Annotated in this window: 16 protein-coding genes and 1 other RNA gene; 6 read left to right on the plus strand and 11 right to left on the minus strand. The window is 67.5% G+C overall.

Annotated features, from left to right (window positions below):
- The 5 genes from E8M01_RS14800 to E8M01_RS14820 are packed head-to-tail and all read right to left on the minus strand — an operon-like array spanning position 1 to position 5950.
- Positions 1-876, minus strand: coding sequence for a branched-chain amino acid ABC transporter permease (locus E8M01_RS14800; RefSeq protein WP_136960811.1), 876 nt, complete (start codon positions 874-876; stop codon positions 1-3).
- Positions 877-902: 26 nt separating this feature from the next.
- A complete protein-coding gene (locus tag E8M01_RS14805) occupies positions 903-2150 on the minus strand; it encodes an ABC transporter substrate-binding protein (protein WP_136960812.1) in 1248 nt (415 codons plus the stop codon).
- Positions 2151-2190: 40 nt separating this feature from the next.
- Entirely contained in the window at positions 2191-4566 is a 2376-nt protein-coding gene (locus E8M01_RS14810) for a xanthine dehydrogenase family protein molybdopterin-binding subunit (protein WP_136960813.1), read from the minus strand.
- Positions 4563-5093 (minus strand): (2Fe-2S)-binding protein, encoded by a 531-nt coding sequence (locus tag E8M01_RS14815; RefSeq protein WP_136960814.1) that lies wholly within the window; start codon positions 5091-5093, stop codon positions 4563-4565. The genes E8M01_RS14810 and E8M01_RS14815 overlap by 4 nt, the downstream gene beginning before the upstream one ends.
- Entirely contained in the window at positions 5090-5950 is an 861-nt protein-coding gene (locus E8M01_RS14820; protein WP_136960815.1) for an FAD binding domain-containing protein, read from the minus strand. The genes E8M01_RS14815 and E8M01_RS14820 overlap by 4 nt, the downstream gene beginning before the upstream one ends.
- 239 nt (positions 5951-6189) lie before the next feature.
- On the opposite strand from E8M01_RS14820, the gene E8M01_RS14825 reads away from it, so the two are divergent.
- The 4 genes from E8M01_RS14825 to E8M01_RS14840 all read left to right on the plus strand — a co-directional run bounded on the left by E8M01_RS14825 (position 6190) and on the right by E8M01_RS14840 (position 10768).
- Entirely contained in the window at positions 6190-6822 is a 633-nt protein-coding gene (locus tag E8M01_RS14825) for a TetR/AcrR family transcriptional regulator (RefSeq protein WP_136964644.1), read from the plus strand.
- 324 nt (positions 6823-7146) lie between these two features.
- The gene (locus E8M01_RS14830; RefSeq protein ID WP_136960816.1) at positions 7147-7854 is read left to right on the plus strand and encodes a FadR/GntR family transcriptional regulator; all 708 of its coding nucleotides are present in this window, start codon (positions 7147-7149) and stop codon (positions 7852-7854) included.
- On the plus strand, positions 7851-9287 hold the full coding sequence (gene uxaC / locus E8M01_RS14835) for a glucuronate isomerase (protein WP_136960817.1): 1437 nt from the start codon (positions 7851-7853) through the stop codon (positions 9285-9287). Before E8M01_RS14830 ends, uxaC begins: the two co-directional genes overlap by 4 nt.
- A complete protein-coding gene (locus tag E8M01_RS14840; RefSeq protein WP_136960818.1) occupies positions 9284-10768 on the plus strand; it encodes a mannitol dehydrogenase family protein in 1485 nt (494 codons plus the stop codon). Before uxaC ends, E8M01_RS14840 begins: the two co-directional genes overlap by 4 nt.
- 9 nt (positions 10769-10777) lie before the next feature.
- Here E8M01_RS14840 and recR read toward each other — a convergent pair whose 3' ends face one another.
- From recR to ffs, 4 genes are all read right to left on the minus strand, one after another.
- Positions 10778-11383, minus strand: a complete 606-nt coding sequence (recR, locus tag E8M01_RS14845; RefSeq protein WP_136960819.1) for a recombination mediator RecR — start codon at positions 11381-11383, stop codon at positions 10778-10780.
- A 315-nt stretch (positions 11384-11698) separates the two neighbouring features.
- Complete coding sequence (locus tag E8M01_RS14850; protein WP_136960820.1) at positions 11699-12022, minus strand: YbaB/EbfC family nucleoid-associated protein; 324 nt, start codon at positions 12020-12022, stop codon at positions 11699-11701.
- A gap of 15 nt (positions 12023-12037) precedes the next feature.
- Positions 12038-13951, minus strand: a complete 1914-nt coding sequence (locus E8M01_RS14855; RefSeq protein ID WP_136960821.1) for a DNA polymerase III subunit gamma/tau — start codon at positions 13949-13951, stop codon at positions 12038-12040.
- Between the two features lie 22 nt (positions 13952-13973).
- Positions 13974-14069, minus strand: an RNA gene (gene ffs / locus E8M01_RS14860) — signal recognition particle sRNA small type.
- A 58-nt stretch (positions 14070-14127) separates the two neighbouring features.
- Here ffs and E8M01_RS14865 point away from each other — a divergent pair.
- A complete protein-coding gene (locus E8M01_RS14865; RefSeq protein WP_136960822.1) occupies positions 14128-14553 on the plus strand; it encodes an HIT family protein in 426 nt (141 codons plus the stop codon).
- 63 nt (positions 14554-14616) lie between these two features.
- Positions 14617-15603 (plus strand): NAD(+) diphosphatase, encoded by a 987-nt coding sequence (gene nudC, locus E8M01_RS14870; protein ID WP_136960823.1) that lies wholly within the window; start codon positions 14617-14619, stop codon positions 15601-15603.
- A gap of 21 nt (positions 15604-15624) precedes the next feature.
- Here nudC and E8M01_RS14875 read toward each other — a convergent pair whose 3' ends face one another.
- Both E8M01_RS14875 and E8M01_RS14880 read right to left on the minus strand, forming a co-directional pair.
- Positions 15625-16515 carry a LysR family transcriptional regulator gene (locus E8M01_RS14875; protein ID WP_170181904.1) on the minus strand — a complete coding sequence of 297 codons (891 nt, stop codon included), beginning with the start codon at positions 16513-16515 and terminating at the stop codon, positions 15625-15627.
- Between the two features lie 49 nt (positions 16516-16564).
- The gene (locus E8M01_RS14880; RefSeq protein WP_136960825.1) at positions 16565-17428 is read right to left on the minus strand and encodes a prephenate dehydratase; all 864 of its coding nucleotides are present in this window, start codon (positions 17426-17428) and stop codon (positions 16565-16567) included.
- Positions 17429-17448: the final 20 nt, after the last annotated feature.

Consider the following 17448-nt stretch of genomic DNA (forward strand, 5'->3'; position numbering starts at 1 on the left):
TCATGCGCCACCGCCCGTCTTGCCGAACAGGCCCTGGGGCCGGATCAGCAGAACCAGGGCCATCAGGGCGAACATCACGATGGTTGCCATTTCGGGTGCGATGAGCGCGGTCAGGCTGACCGCGATGCCGACCAGCAGGCCGGCGACAACAGCGCCGAGCAGCGAGCCGAGCCCGCCGATGACGGTGACCACGAAGGCTTCCGCCAGCACCAGCGACCCCATCTCGGGATTGACGTTGCGCATCGGCGCCGACAGCACGCCGCCGAGCGCGGTGAGACCGACGCCGAGGCCGAAGACCAGCAGCCAGAGCCGGCCGATATCGACCCCCAGCACACGCATGATCAGGGGATCGCGCGCGCCGGCCCGGACGATCAGGCCGAAGCGGGTCTTTTCCAGGCCGAGCCAGAGTGCGAGCAGCACCACCGCGACCACCGCCACGACGAACAGCCGGTAGATGGGGAAGAAACCGATGCCGAGATCGACCACGCCCTGCAGCGCCTGGGGCGTCGAGAACGGGATGCCGTCGGAACCGAAGATGATCCTAACCGCTTCGACCAGGACATAACCGAGCCCGAAGGTGAGCAGCAGCGGATCGTCGGGCGAGCGCTTGTAGAGCGGCCGGATCAGCACGCGCTCGATGATCACCCCGAACAGCCCGATGGCGATGGGCGCGACGATCAGCGCCCACCAGAAGCTGCCGGTGAGCGACGCCACCCACAGGCCGGCATAGGCACCGACCATGAACAGCGCGCCATGGGCGAAGTTCACGATGCCGAGCATGCCGAAGACGATCGTCAGCCCGAGCGCGACCATGATCAGGATCGCGCCGAGGGCGACGCCGGCGACGAGCTGCATGGCGATGAGTTCGACGTCCATCCCGGCTCCTCTGGGTCTTCAGGCGGTCAGGCCGGGAAGCCGAGTTCGGCGCAGCTGCGCAGCGCTGCCTCCGAACCGGCTTCTTCGACCAGCACGTTGAACAGGTCCATGTCGCTCTTCATGTCGGTCTTCTTCTTCGACTCGAGCACCAGCACCGACTGCACCGACTGGTGGTCGCAGGCGCGATAGCTCTGCGGCCCCTTGGCGATGTCGTATTTCAGGCCTTCGAGCGCCTTCGCCACCTTGTCGGTCTCTGTGCCGCCGGCCGCCTGCATGGCGAGCAGCAGCGAATAGACGCCGGTGAAGCCATAGGCGCCGTAATCGGTCGGCACGGCTCCGCCATTGGCGGCACGGAAGGCATCGTTGAAGCTCTTCGCCGAGGCGATCGTCCGCTCCAGGCCCCAGTAATAGTTGGCGCCGCCGACGACGCCCTCGAAGGCATCGGGGCCGATGGCCAGGCGCTGGTTGTGCAGGAGCACCGGCACGACGATCTTCATCTGCTGCTTCATGCCGAAATCGACCGCCTGCTTGATCGCATTGGCCTGGTCGCGGCCGAAATTGCAGATGCACAGGATATCCGGCCGCATCGAGCGCAGGCGCGGCATGAAGGTCGAATAGTCGGCGGCACCGAACGGATGCAGGATCTCGCCGACGCTCTGCGCGCCGATGGCGGCCTGCGCCCGCTTGAAGCCGCGCAGCATCTCGTGGCCATAGGCGTAGTCGGCGACCAGATAGGCCACCTTGGAGCCGGGTTTGAAGGTGTGCTTGGCGACCGCCGCCGTCGTCATGTGCGGGTTCAGCGCCTCATGGAAGGTGAAGCGGCTGAAATCCTTGACCTCGTTGATCGTGTCGGACTGGCTGATCGAGACATAGATCACGCCACGTGCCCGGGTGACCTCGTTGACCGCCAGCTGCACCGCGCTCGACAGCGCGCCGACAATGGCGTGGACCTTGTCCTTCTCGATCAGTTCCAGCGTGCGGGTCGCCGCCTCGCCGGCATTCAGCTTGTCGTCGCGAACCAGCAGCTCGACCTTGCGGCCGGCGACGCCGCCCTTGTCGTTGATCAGCTTGACCGCCAGTTCGGCGCTCTTCACCTGGTCGCGCGCCTCGGCCGCGAAGGCGCCGGTGAGCGGGGTCGGGAAGCCGATGCGAATGGTCTCGCCCTGGGCGCGCGCGACCCAGGGCATGGCGATGAGGCCGGTGCCGGCGCCGATACCGGCGATCACGGCGCGGCGCGATGTCGTCTTGAACAGGCCGTCCTTCACTTCACTCATGGTTTCCTCCTCGTCGATCTTGTTGTCGTTGGTTGGTTTGTCAGACACGCCCGAGGGCCCTCAGGATCCGGTGCGGTGTCATTGGAATCCGGCCGATGGCGGCTTCGAACGGCGCGATCGCGTCGTTGACCGCATTGAGCGCGGCGGCCGAGGCGGCGGCCGTTCCGGCTTCGCCGCAGCCCTTGGCGCCGAGCTCGGTATCCTTGGTCGGCGTCTCGACATGGCCAATGACGATGTCGGGCATCTCGCAGGCCATCGGCACGAGATAGTCGGCGAGCGAGCCGTTGGTCAGCTGGCCGTTGTCGTCATAAAGGCATTCCTCGAACAAGGCCGCGCCGAGGCCCTGGACCACGCCGCCGCGCACCTGCTCGTCGACCAGCATGGGATTGATGATGGTGCCGCAATCCTCGACCACCCAGTGCTTCAGCACCTTGACGAAGCCGGTCTCGACATCGACCTCGACATGGCAGCCCTGGATGCCGTTGGTGAAGGCGAAGGGATAACCTTCGGGCGCGAAATGATGCGCCACCGTCAGCTGCGCCTGGGTGCCGGGCGGCAGGATGTCGGAGCGGAAATAGGCAATGCGCGCAACCTCGGCGAGGCTCATGCGCGGCGCGCCGCCGGCCTGCTCGACCACCTGGCCGTCGATCAGGTCGAGATCGTCGGCGCGCGCCTGCAGGATGGCCGCGGCGATGCCAAGGACATTGCGTTTCAGCGCCTTGGCAGCCTGGAACGCCGTCTCGCCGCCGATGCCGGCGCCGCGGCAGGCCCAGGTCGCGCCGCCATGCGGGGTGATGTCGGTATCGCCGGTGATCACCTTGACGCGGTCACGGTCGACGCCGAGCTTCTCGGCGACGATCTGGCCGATGATCGTCTCGGTGCCCTGGCCCTGTTCGGTGACCGAAACCAGGCACTGCACCTCGCCTGATGGCGTGATCTTCACCACCGCGCCGTCCTGAGCCGAGATATGGGCGCCACCGATGCCGTAAAAGGCCGGGCTCGGATTGGTGATCTCGACGAAGGTGGCAATGCCGATGCCGCGATGAACGCCGCGTGTCCGCGCCTCGGCCTGATCGAGACGGAGGCCGTCATAGTCCATCATCGCCTTCAGCCTGGCGAGGCAGACCTCATGCGACAGCTTCTCGAAACGGTAGCCGGTCGCAGACGTTGCCGGATAGGCGTCATCGGAGATCAGGTTCTTCGCCCTGAAGGCGAAAGGATCGAGGCCGGCCTCGGCCGCGGCCAGATCGACCAGGCGCTCGGTCACCGCGCAGGCGATGGGGTGGCCGACCGCGCGATACTGGCTGGTCTGCACCTTGTTCTGGAACACCACGCTGAGCCCGGCGCGATAGTTGGCGAAGCGGTAGGGCGCGCCGATCAGCCGGATGACCTGATTGCCCTCGACCACGCTGGTGCGTGGATAGGTCGAGAAGGCGCCGACGCCGGTGACGTCGTCGACATCCATGGCGAGGATGGTGCCTTCGGCGTCGGTTGCCAGGCGCGCCCGGACCCGGTGGTCGCGGGCATGAATATCGGAGACGAAGGCTTCGATCCGGTCGGCGACGTAGCGCACCGGGCGGCCGATCAGAATGCTCAAGCCCACCACCGCCATGTCCTCGTGATAGACATGCAGCTTCATGCCGAACGAACCGCCGATATCGGGCGCGATGACCCTGACGCGCGCTTCGGCCAGGCCGAAATGCCGGCTGTAAAGATCCTGGAACTGGTAGGGCGTCTGGGTGGCGTGATGCACCGTCAGCTGCCGCTCGCTCGGGTCGTAGTCGGCGAGGATCGAGCGTGGTTCGAGCGTCACCGCCGTATGCCGGCCGAAACGGAGCTCGGTCTCGACCACATGGGCGGCGCCGGCGAAGACCTCGTCCACCGCGCCGGCATCGATCAGCGTCTTGAAACAGATGTTGTCGTCGATGCTGCCGGAGGCGCGCTCGGCGCCCTCTGCGCGCGCCGCGTCGATATCGCCGACGACGGCGAGCTCCTCGAAATCGATCAGCACCGCTTCCGCCGCATCTTCCGCCGCGGCCCTGGTGTCGGCGACAACAGCCACCACCGCCTGGCCGGCCCAAACCACCTCGTCGAGCGGCAAGGGCAGTTGCGGCGACGATTTCATGCCCTTGAAATGGTCGAGCGTGCCGGTCCACGGCGTGCAGATCTTCGCCAGATCCGCGCCGGTCGCAATCAGCCGGACGCCCGGCATGGCGGCGGCTTCCGCGGTGTCGATGCCGGTGATCCGGGCATGGGCATAGGGGCTGCGCACGAAGGCGGCATGCAGCATGCGCGGCAGCACGAGGTCGCTGACGAAGCGCCCGCGTCCCGACAGGAGCCGCATGGCGTTCGGCCGGGTGACGGCACGGCCGATATAGGAGTTGGGGCGATCGAGCCTGCTCAGCGGCGCGTTCATGGCCGAGCCTCGTCGGGCAGGCGCGCTTGGGGCCGGAGCGCTTGCGCATGAGCGGCGGCCCGCGTCCGGGCGGTCGCCTCGATCGCGTCGACGATCGCCTCGTAGCCGGTACATCGACAGTAATTGCCGGACAGGGCATCGCGGATCTGATCGCGCGACGGCACGCCGCCGCGGGCGAGGATCGCATAGGCCGAGGCCAGCATGCCCGGCGTACAGAAGCCGCATTGCAGGGCGTTGCGGTCGCGGAAGGCCGCCTGCAGATCGGCCAGCGCACCGCGTTCGGTCAGGCCTTCCACGGTCTCGACGGTGCTGCCTTCGGCCTGCACCGCGAACATCAGGCAGGCATGCACCGGCCGGTCGTCGACCAGCACCAGGCAAGCGCCGCAGGCGCCCATTTCGCAGCCGATATGGCTGCCGGTCAGCTCAAGGTCCTGGCGCAGAAAATCGACCAGCGACAGGCGCGGCTCGACCGCGCCCTGGTGGGTTTCGCCATTGACCGTCAGGGTAACGGAAACCTTCGCCGTCATGCCGGCCTCGCCAGCCGGCCGAGCAGGCGGCCGAGCAGGACGCGGGCGAGGTGCCGGCGGGTCACGGCTGGAACCTGGGCATCGTCGGTCGGGTCGAGATCGGCGTCGAGCGCCGCCTGGGCACGGGCGATCGACGTGGCGTCGAGCGGCGCGCCGGTCAGGGCTGCCTCGGCCTGATGGACCCTGACCGGGGTCGCGCCGACGGACAGAAAAGCGATGCGCAGGCGGGCGATCGTCCCGTCGACGAGGGTTGCCTGCACGCCCGCGCCAACCAGGGCATAGTCGCCGCGCCGGCGCGCCAGTTCGTCGAAGGCCCAGCGTTCATCCGGGCCGACCGGCGGCACCAGGATTGCGGTCAGCAATTCGCCGGGCTCCAGCGCGGTCTGGTAGAGGTCCTGGAAATAGTCGTCCGCCGGCACCAGCCGCACCCCGTCGGGGCCGCTGATCTCGATTTCGGCTGACGTCGCCAGCATCATGGCGGGCAGTTCCGAGGCCGGGTCGGCAAGCGCCACGCTGCCGCCGATCGTGCCCCTGTTGCGAATGGCCGGGTGGGCGATGTAGGGCGCGGCTTCGCTGAGGAGCGGCGCGTGCCTGAGGATCAGCGGATCGGTCAAAAGCTCGGCATGGCGGGTGAGGGCGCCAATGCGCAGGCGATCGCCGGTGAGGCTGACCCCGCGCAAGGCCTCTATATGGGCAATGTCGATCAGCCGGTCGGGCGCTTGCAGCCGAAGCGCCAGGGCCGGCACCAGGCTTTGTCCGCCGGCGATATAGCTCGCATCGCCATCCGTGCCGGCAAAGGCGCTCAGCGCCTCGGCGACGGTTCTGGGGCGAACATAACTGAACGCGCGCGCTTTCACCGGCGGCGATCTCCAGGCTGCGTTTCCAGGGATGGCTCTCTTAACTTGTGACCACTTGGTCACAAACATAGACACGAGTTTAGAACCGCGTCAAGGAAGTGACCATTTGGTCACTTCGTCTTGGCAGGGCCGTCGTGTCGTGATCAAAGGAGCGGACGGCGGCAGCGCCGCATGAAGGGGCACCGGATTTGGCAATCCCGGATTTGACTCAAGAACCGGCCAAGCCGCGCCGCCGCAACATGCGGGCGCCGGCGCGTGAGCAGTTGATCGTCGACGAAGCCGTGCGCTTCTTCGCCGCCCATGGTTTCGAGGGCCAGACCCGCGAGCTCGCCAAGCGCATGGGCATTACCCATTCGGCGATCTACCGGCATTTCCCGAGCAAGGAAGCGCTGATCGAGCGGGTTTACGAGCAGGTCTATCTGAGCCGCTGGAAACCGTCCTGGGCCGGCCTTGTCGTCGACCGCGAGCGCCCGCTGGAAGCGCGGCTGACCCAGTTCTATCTCGAATATGTCGAGCGGGTTTTCGACCACGACTGGGTCCGGATCTTCGTTTTTTCCGGGCTCAAGTCTTTCGACATCACCCATCGTTATCTCACCATCGTGGCCGAGCGGATCATCGCGCCGGCCTGCGCGGAATTCCGCCACGAGCTGGGCCTGCCGACGCCGGCCGAAGCGCCGCTGTCGGAGCGCGAGCGCGAGATGTTCTGGGGCCTGCATGGCCGGATCTTCTATCTGGCCATCCGCCGTTTCGTTTACGGCACGCCGACGCCGGCCGATCTCGACGCGATCGTCCGCGATGCCGTGACGAGTTTCTTTTCAGGCTCGGCGCCCGTCATGCGCGGCATCGTTCGGCAAGGAGCTGCGCTGGAATAAGTCACTGATTGCCGGCGCATCTCTACGTCACCCCCGGCGAGCGAAGCGAGGGAAGGGGGTCCAGAGGTTGAAGGGCTTGTGGTTCAGCGCTTTGAAATGACTTGGCTTTCACGCGCTCAAAGCACCGCCTTTCGGTTTCTGGGCCCCCTTCCCTCGCTTCGCTCGCCGGGGGTGACGTAAGTGCCCCCTTAGAAGCGAGCCGTCGCCTGCAAACACACCCAGTACATCTTGCAGGAGGTGCCGCTCGAAATTGGCCTTACCACCTGACCATTTGACAAATCGTGCCTCCCCATTAGCTTGCGCGGGTCATGCCGGGAGGCCTTGGTGTCGCCGTTTCAAGCCGTTGACCAGGACAGGCTCTACGAGCGCGTCGCCCGCCAGGTCGCCGATCTCGTTGCCCGTGGCGATCTGAAACCGGGCGAACGCTTGCCAGCCGAGCGTGAGCTTGCCCGCATGTTCGGGGTCAGCCGCCCGACCGTGCGCGAGGCGATGATCGCGCTCGAGATCGCCGGCCTGGTCGAGGTCAGGACGGGTTCGGGCATTACCGTCAGCGATGCCCCGCCGTCGCGCGTGGTGGCTTTCGATGCCGGCCCGAGCCCGCATGAACTGATCCAGGCGCGCCGGATGGTCGAGCCGGAAATCGCCGCGCTCGCCGCGACCAGTGCTTCGGCGGATCATGTCGCGGCGCTCGAAGCCCTGATCGCCGACCTCGAGGCGAGCCCCGACCATCGCGCCAGCCAGACCGTCGACCGGGCCTTCCATGTCGCCATCGCCCGGGCAACCGGCAATACCGTGCTGGTCGCCATTGTCGAGGGCCTGTGGGACCGGATGTTCTCGCCCTTGTTCGAGGTCGTCTCGACGCGCACCGGCCTGCCGGAAAACCGCCGCATGACGCTCGCCGACCATCACATCATCGTCCGGGCTCTTGCCGCGCGCGATCCCGTCGCGGCGCGCGCGGCCATGCTCGCCCATCTCACCCATGTCCAAATGATCATCGTCGGGCCGACCGAGCCCGCTGAGGAGGTCGCATGACGCCGCTGAGGCTGCCGCCGGCTGAAAGCCGCATCTGTTCGCCGGACCGGCTCTTGCCGATCGAACCGGCGGCACGGGCCATCGCCCGGCGCCTCTACGACAGCGTCGCCACGCTGCCGATCATCTCGCCGCATGGCCATACCGACCCGCGCTGGTATGCCGAGAACGAACCCTTCGCCGATCCGGCCCGGCTCTTCGTCATTCCCGATCACTATGTGTTCCGCATGCTCTATTCCCAGGGTGTGCCGATGGAAGCGCTCGGCATCGCGGCCAAGGACGGTTCGCCGGTCGAAACCGATGCGCGCAAGATCTGGCGACTGTTCGCCGCGAACTATCATTTGCTGCGGGCAACCCCGACCAGGCTCTGGCTCGACCATGCCTTCGCGGCCCTGTTCGGCCTCGACGAGCGGCTCTCGGCCGCCAATGCCGATGCGGCTTATGAGCGCGTCGCCGCGGCGCTGGAAACCCCGGCCTACCGGCCGCGCGCCCTGTTCGAGACCTTCGACATCGAGGTCATCGCCACCACCGAAGGCGCGCTCGACGACCTCCAATGGCACGCCAGGATCGCCGCTTCCGGCTGGACCGGCCGGGTCGTCACCACCTATCGGCCGGATGCCGTGGTCGATCCCGATTTCGAGGGTTTTCGCGACAATGTCCGACGGCTCGGCGACATTACCGGGGAGGACACCGCGACCTGGACCGGTTATCTCGCCGCCCATCGCAAGCGCCGGGCCTTTTTCAAGAGCCATGGCGCGACCGCTTCCGACCACGGCCATGCCTCGGCGAGGACCGCCAATCTCGGCCCTGTCGAGGTCGAGCGGCTGTTCCACCGGATCGTCACGGGCGACGCCGGCGCCGACGAGGCCGACCTGTTCCGTGGCCAGATGTTGACGGAAATGGCCCGCATGAGCCTGGACGACGGGCTGGTCCTGCAGATCCATCCGGGCTCCCGGCGCAATCACAACTGCCAGGTCCATGGCCGTTTCGGCCGCGACATGGGCGCCGACATTCCCGGCCCGACCGACTATGTCGGCGCGTTGAAACCGCTGCTCGACGCGTTCGGCAACGAGCCCGGGCTGACCATCATCCTGTTCACCCTCGACGAAACCGCCTATTCGCGAGAGCTTGCGCCGCTCGCCGGCCACTATCCGGCGCTGCGCCTCGGGCCACCCTGGTGGTTTTACGATTCGGTCGAAGGCATGAAGCGTTTCAAGGACCTGGCAATCGAGACCGCCGGTTTCTACAACACCGTCGGCTTCAACGACGACACCCGCGCCTTCCCCTCGATCCCGGCGCGCCACGACGTCGCCCGCCGGGTCGATTGCGGCCATCTCGCCGAACTCGTGCTGACCGGCCGGCTCGACGAGGACGAGGCCGGCGAACTGGCGCATGACCTGGCCTATGGGCTGGCCAAGAAGGCTTATCGGCTGTGAACCGGCTGTCGAATGCAACGCTTGGCGGCCTTCCGCCGTCCGTCGCCAGGCCTGCCTATGATCGCGGCGCGGTGACATCAGGCATCGTGCATCTCGGCATCGGTGCCTTTCATCGCGCCCACCAGGCGGTGGTGATCGACGATCGCCTGGCCGCCGGCGAGACCGGCTGGGGCATAGTCGGGGCTTCGCTGCGCGCCGGCGATACCCGCGACGCGCTGAAACCCCAGGACGGGCTCTATACGCTCGCGGTCCGCTCGGCCGAACCGACGCGCTTCCGGGTGATCGGCGCGATCGCCAAGGTGCTGGTCGCGCCCGAGGGTCCGGAGCGGCTTTTGGCCAGGCTTGCCGATCCCGCGGTGCGCATCGTCTCGCTGACGGTCACCGAAAAGGGCTATTGCCACGACCCGGCGACCGGCGCGCTGGCCGAGGATCATCCAGATGTCCAGCACGATCTGAGCGAAGCCCTGCCGCGCTCGGCGCCGGGCTACCTGGTCGAAGCCTTGCGCCGCCGCCGCCGGGCCGGCCACGCGCCTTTCACGGTGCTGTCCTGTGACAATCTGCCGGCCAATGGCGCGACGGTGAAGCGGGTGCTGACACGTTTCGCTCGCCTGCGCGACGCCGATCTCGGCCGCTGGATCGAGGCTGAGCTTGCCTGCCCTTCGACCATGGTCGACCGCATCGTGCCGGCGACCGCCGATGCCGACCGCACCGAGGTCGATGCCGCGCTCGGCGTCGCTGACGCCTGGCCTGTCGTCGCCGAACCGTTCTGGCAATGGGTGGTGGAGGACCATTTCCCCACCGGCCGGCCGGACCTTGCGGCCAGCGGCGTCGAAATGGTTCGGGATGTCGCGCCCTACGAGCTGATGAAGCTCCGGCTGCTCAACGGCGCCCATTCGACGCTCGCCTATCTCGGTTACCTCGCCGGCTACGAGACGGTCGCCGACGCCGTTGCCGACGCTGGTATCCTCAGTGTCGTGGCCCGCCTGATGGACGAGGCGACACCAACCTTGCGGCCGCTGCCGGGTTTCGATCTCGATGCCTACAAGCAGAACCTGAGGCGGCGTTTCGCCAACCCGGCACTGCGCCATCGCACCTGGCAGATCGCCATGGACGGGTCGCAGAAACTGCCGCAGCGGCTGGTCGCCCCGGCCCGCGACCGGCTTGCCCAGGGCCAGCCGATCGGCGTCATGGCGCTCGGGATCGCCGCCTGGATGCGCTACGTCACAGGCTCGGACGAAAAGGGCGGCATCATCGACCTGCGCGATCCCTTGACCGACCGCCTGAGGACCATCGCCGCCGAGGCCGGGCCGGTTGCGGCGAGGCTCACGCCGGCACTGCTCGGCATCCGCGAGATCTTCGGTGCCGATTTCGCCGCCGATCCGCGTGTCGTCGAACCGGTGATACGGGCGCTCGACAGCCTGTTCCAGGTCGGCGCGCGCGCGACCGCGGCACGGCTGGCGCGTCGCGACCTGGTCCTGTGACGGGCAAGCTCAGAACGAGGTGCGCGAGCGGATCGCCGCGGTGATCGTGCCCTCGTCGAGATAGTCGAGCTCGCCGCCGACCGGCACGCCATGTGCCAGCCGCGTCACCTTGGCGTCGGTATTGGCCAAGAGGTCGGTGACGTAATGGGCGGTGGTCTGGCCATCGACCGTGGCGTTGACCGCGAGAATCACTTCGCGCACGCCGCTCTCGCGCACCCGGGTCACCAGGCTCTCGATATTGAGGTCCTGCGGCCCGACGCCGTCGAGCGGCGACAGGGTGCCGCCGAGCACGTGATATTTGGCATTGATGGCGCTGGCGCGTTCCAGCGCCCAGAGATCGGAGACATCCTCGACCACCACGATGACCGAGCCGTCGCGGCGCGGATCGCTGCATACCGTGCAGGGGTCGGAGGTGTCGACATTGCCGCAGGTCGAGCAGATGACGATCTTGGCAAGCGCGTCTTCCAGCGCCGCGGTCAGCGGCTGCATCAGGCTCTCGCGCTTCTTGACCAGATGCAGCGCGGCGCGCCTGGCCGAGCGGGGCCCGAGGCCCGGCAGCTTGGCGAGCAACTGGATCAGCCGCTCGATCTCGGGGCCGGCGACACGTCTCTGCATCGGAATCTTGTCTCAGGCGGAGGTGGGTCGATTCTCGCGGGCCGAAATATGCTCGCGAGGACGCATATTCCGGATTGATACACCCGTGGTGCTGCAGTCCAGATAGTGGTCCTTCGAGGCTCGCTGCGCTCGCACCTCAGGATGAGGGCGGGTGGTGTGCTGCATCAGCGTGGCTCATGCAGCCTCGCGCGCATCTTGCGCACCTGCACCGCCGCTGCCGCAGTTCTCAACAATCCTCATCCTGAGGTGCGAGCGCAGTGAGCCTCGAAGGACGGCCGCCCCTGATGCAGGGGCCAAGCCGAAATCAATCATGCATTAGAACGGCAGTTTCATGCCGGGCGGCAAGGGCAGGCCGCCGGTCACCGCCTTCATCCGCTCCGCCATCACGATTTCGGCCTTCTTGCGCGCATCGGCATGGGCGGCGACGATCAGGTCCTCGACGATTTCTTTCTCGTCCGCCTTGAGCAGCGAGGCGTCGATCGCCAGGCCCTTCATGTCACCCTTGGCGGTCAGCCGCACGGTGACCATGCCGCCGCCGGCCGACCCTTCGACCTCGGTGCGGTCCATGTCGGCCTGCGCCTCCTGCAGCTTGGCCTGCATGGCCTGTGCCTGTTTCATCAAGCCCATGATGTCTTTCATGGCGTCACCCTCAAGTCAGAAGTCGTCGTCCCAGGGGGCCACCGGCTCCCAATTGTCGTCATCGTCGTCGCGCTCGACGGGTGCGGCGACGGCGCCGTCGACCTGATCGTTCAACGGCCGGACCGAGACGATCTCGGCGCCCGGAAAGCGGGTCAGGATGGCCTGGATGGTCGGATGGGCGAGAACGCCGCGCTCGCGGGCGGCCTGTTCGGCCTCCTGCTGTTCGCGGAGGGTCGGTTCACCGTCTTCCGACGACACGGTGACCATCCAGCGCTTGCCGGTCCAGTCCGACAGTTTTTTCTGAATGTCGCCGGCGAGCGTCGGCAGCGCCTGGCGGGTCAGCCGGATGTCGAGCCGGCCGTCCTCGCAGCGCACCAGGTGCACGTCGCGCTCGAGCGCGCTCTTCAACCGGATATCGCGTTTGTCGGCGACGAGCTTCACCACCTCGGGGAAGGATGCGAGCACCAGGCCCGGCTGGGCTGGCGCTGCCAAAGGCGCCTGCATGGCGGCCGGGGCCTGCATCGCCGCCGGCGCGCGCTCCGGCATGGCGACCGACTGAAGCCTGGGCGCGACCGCGGCATTGCTGGCGCCAAGGTTGCCCGCGCCGAGATTTCCCGCGCCCAGATTTCCCGCGCCCAGATTTCCCGCGCCATGGCCGTTTGCGCCACCACCATTGCCGTTGCCCGGCGCGCGCAGCGCCGGCGCGGAGGCCGCCGCCGAGCCGTCGGCCAGCATGCGCAAGGCTTCGTCGGGCGTCGGCAGGTCGGCGGCATAAGCGATGCGCACCAGCACCATGTCGGCGGAGGCGAAGGGTTTCGGCGAGCGGCCGACCTCCTCGATGCCCTTCATCAGCATCTGCCAGGCCCGCGTCAGCACCCGGTGCGACAGCTTGGCCGCGAAGATGCGGCCGCGGTCGCGTTCGGTCTCGCTGAACGACAGGTCATCGGCAGCCTGCGGCACGACCTTCACGCGGGTGACGAAATGGACGAATTCGGCCAGTTCCGTCAGCACGATTTCCGGGTCGGCGCCGTCGTCATACTGGCTTTTCAGCTCGGCCATGGCGGCGGCGATATTGCCCGACATCAAATGTTCGAACAGGTCGATGACCCGCGCGCGGTCGGCCAGGCCCAGCATGCGGCGGACCTCGTCCGAACTCACCTGGCCGGCACCGTGCGCAATCGCCTGGTCGAGGATCGACAGGCTGTCGCGCACCGAGCCTTCGCCGGCGCGCGCGATCAGCCCGAGCGCGTCGGCCTCGACCTCGACCTTTTCCTTGCCGCAGATCGATTGCAGGTGGCGTACCAGCACGTCGGCATCGACGCGCCGGAGATCGAAGCGCTGGCAGCGCGACAGCACCGTCACCGGCACCTTGCGGATCTCGGTGGTGGCGAACATGAACTTCACATGGGCCGGCGGTTCCTCCAGCGTCTTCAGGAAGGCGTTCCACGCCTTCTCCGAGAGCATGTGGACCTCGTCGACGATATAGACCTTGTAGCGCGCCGACACCGGCGCATAACGCGCGCCGTCGGTAATCGCCCGGACGTCGTCAATGCCGGTATGGGAGGCCGCGTCGATCTCCATCACGTCGACATGCCGGCCTTCCATGATCGCCTGGCAGTGGATGCCGGGCCTGGACAGGTGGATCGACGGCTTGTCGATCTCGCCGGGCAGTTCGTAATTGAGGGCGCGGGCCAGAATGCGGGCGGTGGTGGTCTTGCCGACCCCGCGCACGCCGGTGAACACATAGGCCTGGGCGATCCGGCCGGTGTCGAAGGCATTCGACAGGGTCCGGACCATGGCCTCCTGGCCGATCAGGTCCTCGAAGCTCTGCGGGCGGTATTTGCGGGCGAGCACGCGATAGCTCGCGCCTGCTGCGGGCTCTGTCACCCCGAGATCGAACCCGGGTTCGTTCTCGGGCGTGGAATCCATTGCGCGCTCGACGTGTGTTGAAGTGGGAGGCTGACACGCGACCCGAAACGGGCTCGTTACGGCTGCTTCCTTCCGGACCTGACCGGGTTGGCGAGAGTCTCGTCCACCGCCAACCTCCCAGGGTCTATATGGAGCGTCGAGACGCCGAACTCAAGCCGATTCGAAAGGCATCCGCCATGACCAGTGAACAGCACGACCTCGAGATCGACCCGCGGCTGGCCGCCGATTCGGTGCCGGTGACCGACCTTTCGCTCTGTCATATCAGGCTGATGAACGATGCCACCTATCCCTGGCTCATTCTGATTCCGCGCCGCGACGGAGCTGTGGAAATCGCCGATCTGGCGCGCGCCGACCGCATCGCCCTGATGGACGAGATCGCGCTCGCCTCCGGCGTGCTGCGGGCGATGACCCATTGCGACAAGCTCAATGTCGCGGCGCTCGGCAATATGGTGCCGCAGCTTCATGTTCATGTCATCGCGCGCTTCCGCGGCGATCCCGCCTGGCCCGGCCCGGTCTGGGGCAAGGCGCCGCCGCAGGCCTATGGCGATACGCCGCGCGCTGGCCTGGTCGCGGCGCTGGCTGCAAGGCTCGTCACCGGCTGACGCGTTGCTCGGGCGCATGAGCCGTGCGAGCGTCGGCGCCTTCAGATCGAAAAGAAGCCCCATATGTCCGATTTCGACCCCATGCCCAAGCTTCCGCCGATCAGCCTCGGCTATACCGAAAATACGCTCGACCGGATGAGCGCCAAGCGCGGCGATGCCGGCTGGGTGGCGGCCACGCTCGCCGATCCGCGCGCCCGGCTCTACCTGTTCGGTGGCGAAACGCCGGTGCTCAGGCGCAATGGCGAGATGGCCGACCCGCTGTTCACGCTGGCCGAAGCCGAGCCGTTCGGTCCCGGCCTGGAGACGGCTTTCCTCGGCCTCGCCAATGGCGCGCCGCGTTTTGCCCGCCTCCTGCCCGACTTCGCCAAGCCCGACCCGGAAGCCTATCGCATCCCCGAGGTGAAGCTCGCGGATCCGAGCCTCCTGGTCACCGACATGCGCTCGATCGCGGTCGCCGGGCTGGTCGAGGCCCATCACCTCGGGCCGATGGCCGAGGGCAAGGCCTTGATGTACTGGCACACGACCCACCGCTTCTGCGGCAAATGCGGCTCGCCCTCGACGGCGGCCCAGGCCGGCTGGCGGCGCGATTGCCCGACCTGCCAGGCGGTGCATTTTCCGCGCACCGATCCGGTGGTGATCATGCTGGCGGTCGACGGCGACCGCTGCCTGATGGGCCGCCAGCGCCGGTTTCCGCCGGGCATGTATTCGGCGCTCGCCGGCTTCCTGGAGCCGGGCGAGACGATTGCCGACGCGGTGCGTCGCGAGATCATGGAAGAAGCCCATATTGCGGTCGGCCGGGTCGGTTATCTGTTCGACCAGCCCTGGCCCTTCCCCGGCTCGCTGATGATCGGCTGCCATGCCGAGGCGACCTCGCGCGAGATCGAGATCGACACCGAGGAGCTCGAGGACGCACGCTGGTTCACCCGCGAGGAGTGCTGGATGATGCTGGCGCGCCAGCATCCCGAGCGGCTGTCCTGCCCGCCGCCGATCGCCATCGCCCATCACCTCATCCGGGCCTTCGTCGATGGCGGCCTGGTGATCAGGGAATAGGCCGGCCCCACCGATCGGCTGTTAGCCGAGCCGCTTCTTGACCAGCGCGATGGCTTCGGCTGCGCGCGAGCCCGGCGGTTGCGGCATCCAGGCGCAGGCGGTGGTCCAGGGCGGCAGATCGGCCGCCTCGGCCAGCGGCAGGATGGTCGCGCCGTCGACGGTCAGGCGCTTGGCGATCACCGAGGGCACCAGCGCCGAACCGAGGCCGAGCGCCACCATGGCGAGGACCGACGGCCATTCCCTGGCGCTTTGCGCGACATGGGGATCGGCGCCGGTTGCCCTGAAGGCGCCGATGAGCCCGTCATGGACGAGCGGCGCGAGCGCGCGGTCGAGCATGACGAGCGGCTTGCGGGCGAGATTGGCGAGGCTGACCGTCTTGCGCAGATGGGCATCGGCCTGGGGCACCGCCGCCGACCATTTGGAGGCCGCCACGATGCGATGCTCCAGGCGCGGCGTCGCGGCAAAGGGCGGGCTGAGAAACCCCAGCACCAGCCGGCCGTCGGCGAGTGCCTGCAATTGATCGGCGGCCTGCAGGTCGTGAATCTCGGGCGCGAGCCCGGCCTCGGCCCAGGCCGGATCCTCGGCAATGTCGCGCAGCGGCCCGAACAGTGCGCCGGCGGCAACCCCGATGGCGATCGTGTCGGGGCGCCCGGCGACGGCGCGCGCCAGCCGCTCGGCCCGCTCAGAGGCGGCAAGCGCCAGGCGTGCCTCGCCGACAAAGGCTTCGCCCGCCGGCGTCAGCCGCACCGTCTTGCCGGAATGATCGAACAGCAGCGCGCCAATCCGCCGCTCGAGCTGGGCGATGCGCGCCGTGACGGTGCGCTTGCCGATGCCGCCGGCACGCGCGCCGGCCTTGCCGAGGTCGCCGGTATCGGCGAGCGCCACCGCGAGACGAAATGTGTCGTAGTCCATGGCGCCGCCCATCCTTGTCGCGACATTGCCGCGATTCGGGCCGCCGGATTTACTCGGCGATCTGCTTTTCCACTTCGTTGCGCCAGGGGTGCTGCGGAAACACGCCGAGAATGGTCAGTTCCTTGGCGAAGAAGGCGAGCTCTTCCAGCGCCAGCTTGACCGGCCGGTCGTCCGGATGGCCCTCGATCTCGGCATAGAACTCGGTGGCGACGAAGCGGCCGTCGATCATGTGGCTTTCGAGCTTGGTCATGTTGACGCCGTTGGTGGCGAAGCCGCCGGTCGCCTTGTAGAGCGCGGCCGGCACGTTGCGCACCTGAAAGACGAAGCTGGTCAGGCAGTTCTGGTTGGGTGCGGCCCAGATCTTCTGGCGCGACAGGATGACGAAGCGCGTGGTGTTGTGAGCAGCGTCCTCGATGTCCTCGGCGAGGATGTCGAGGCCATAGACCTCGGCCGCGAGCCTCGGCGCGATGGCGGCTTGTGTCGGGTCGCAGGCCTCCGCCACCTCGCGCGCCGAACCGGCCGTGTCGCCCGCGACCACCGGCTTCAGGCCGAGCTTGCGGATGATCAGCCGGCACTGGCCGATGCCCATGATGTGGCTGCGCGCGGTCTTGATGGTGGCGAGCGATGCGCCCTTGATCGCCATCAGCTGGAAGCGGATCGGCAGGAAATATTCGCCGATGATGTGCAGGCCGGCGCGCGGCAGCAGATGGTGGACGTCGGCGACGCGGCCGGCGATCGAATTCTCGATCGGGATCATGCCGAGATCGGCCTCGCCGTTCTGCACGGCGGCGAAGGCGTCCTCGAAGCTCGGGCACGGCAGCACGTCGGCCTGCGGAAACACGTCATTCGCCGCGATATGCGAATTGGCTCCGAGTTCGCCCTGGAAGGAAATGCGCTTCGGCGCGAGGATCATGGGACGCGAGCTCCGCTCAG

The sequence above is a fragment of the Phreatobacter stygius genome (genome assembly GCF_005144885.1).
In the GTDB taxonomy this organism is placed as follows: Bacteria; Pseudomonadota; Alphaproteobacteria; order Rhizobiales; family Phreatobacteraceae; genus Phreatobacter; species Phreatobacter stygius.

Excerpts from the sequence above, each read along its gene's own strand:
- E8M01_RS14855 (WP_136960821.1), bottom strand. The coding sequence starts at position 13,951 with ATGGATTCCACGCCCGAGAACGAACCCGGGTTCGATCTCGGGGTGACA.
- E8M01_RS14865 (WP_136960822.1), top strand. The coding sequence starts at position 14,128 with ATGACCAGTGAACAGCACGACCTCGAGATCGACCCGCGGCTGGCCGCC.
- uxaC (WP_136960817.1), top strand. The coding sequence starts at position 7,851 with ATGACGCCGCTGAGGCTGCCGCCGGCTGAAAGCCGCATCTGTTCGCCG.
- E8M01_RS14810 (WP_136960813.1), bottom strand. The coding sequence starts at position 4,566 with ATGAACGCGCCGCTGAGCAGGCTCGATCGCCCCAACTCCTATATCGGC.
- E8M01_RS14880 (WP_136960825.1), bottom strand. The coding sequence starts at position 17,428 with ATGATCCTCGCGCCGAAGCGCATTTCCTTCCAGGGCGAACTCGGAGCC.
- E8M01_RS14815 (WP_136960814.1), bottom strand. The coding sequence starts at position 5,093 with ATGACGGCGAAGGTTTCCGTTACCCTGACGGTCAATGGCGAAACCCAC.
- nudC (WP_136960823.1), top strand. The coding sequence starts at position 14,617 with ATGTCCGATTTCGACCCCATGCCCAAGCTTCCGCCGATCAGCCTCGGC.
- E8M01_RS14800 (WP_136960811.1), bottom strand. The coding sequence starts at position 876 with ATGGACGTCGAACTCATCGCCATGCAGCTCGTCGCCGGCGTCGCCCTC.
- E8M01_RS14875 (WP_170181904.1), bottom strand. The coding sequence starts at position 16,515 with ATGGACTACGACACATTTCGTCTCGCGGTGGCGCTCGCCGATACCGGC.
- E8M01_RS14850 (WP_136960820.1), bottom strand. The coding sequence starts at position 12,022 with ATGAAAGACATCATGGGCTTGATGAAACAGGCACAGGCCATGCAGGCC.
- E8M01_RS14805 (WP_136960812.1), bottom strand. The coding sequence starts at position 2,150 with ATGAGTGAAGTGAAGGACGGCCTGTTCAAGACGACATCGCGCCGCGCC.
- E8M01_RS14825 (WP_136964644.1), top strand. The coding sequence starts at position 6,190 with ATGCGGGCGCCGGCGCGTGAGCAGTTGATCGTCGACGAAGCCGTGCGC.
- recR (WP_136960819.1), bottom strand. The coding sequence starts at position 11,383 with ATGCAGAGACGTGTCGCCGGCCCCGAGATCGAGCGGCTGATCCAGTTG.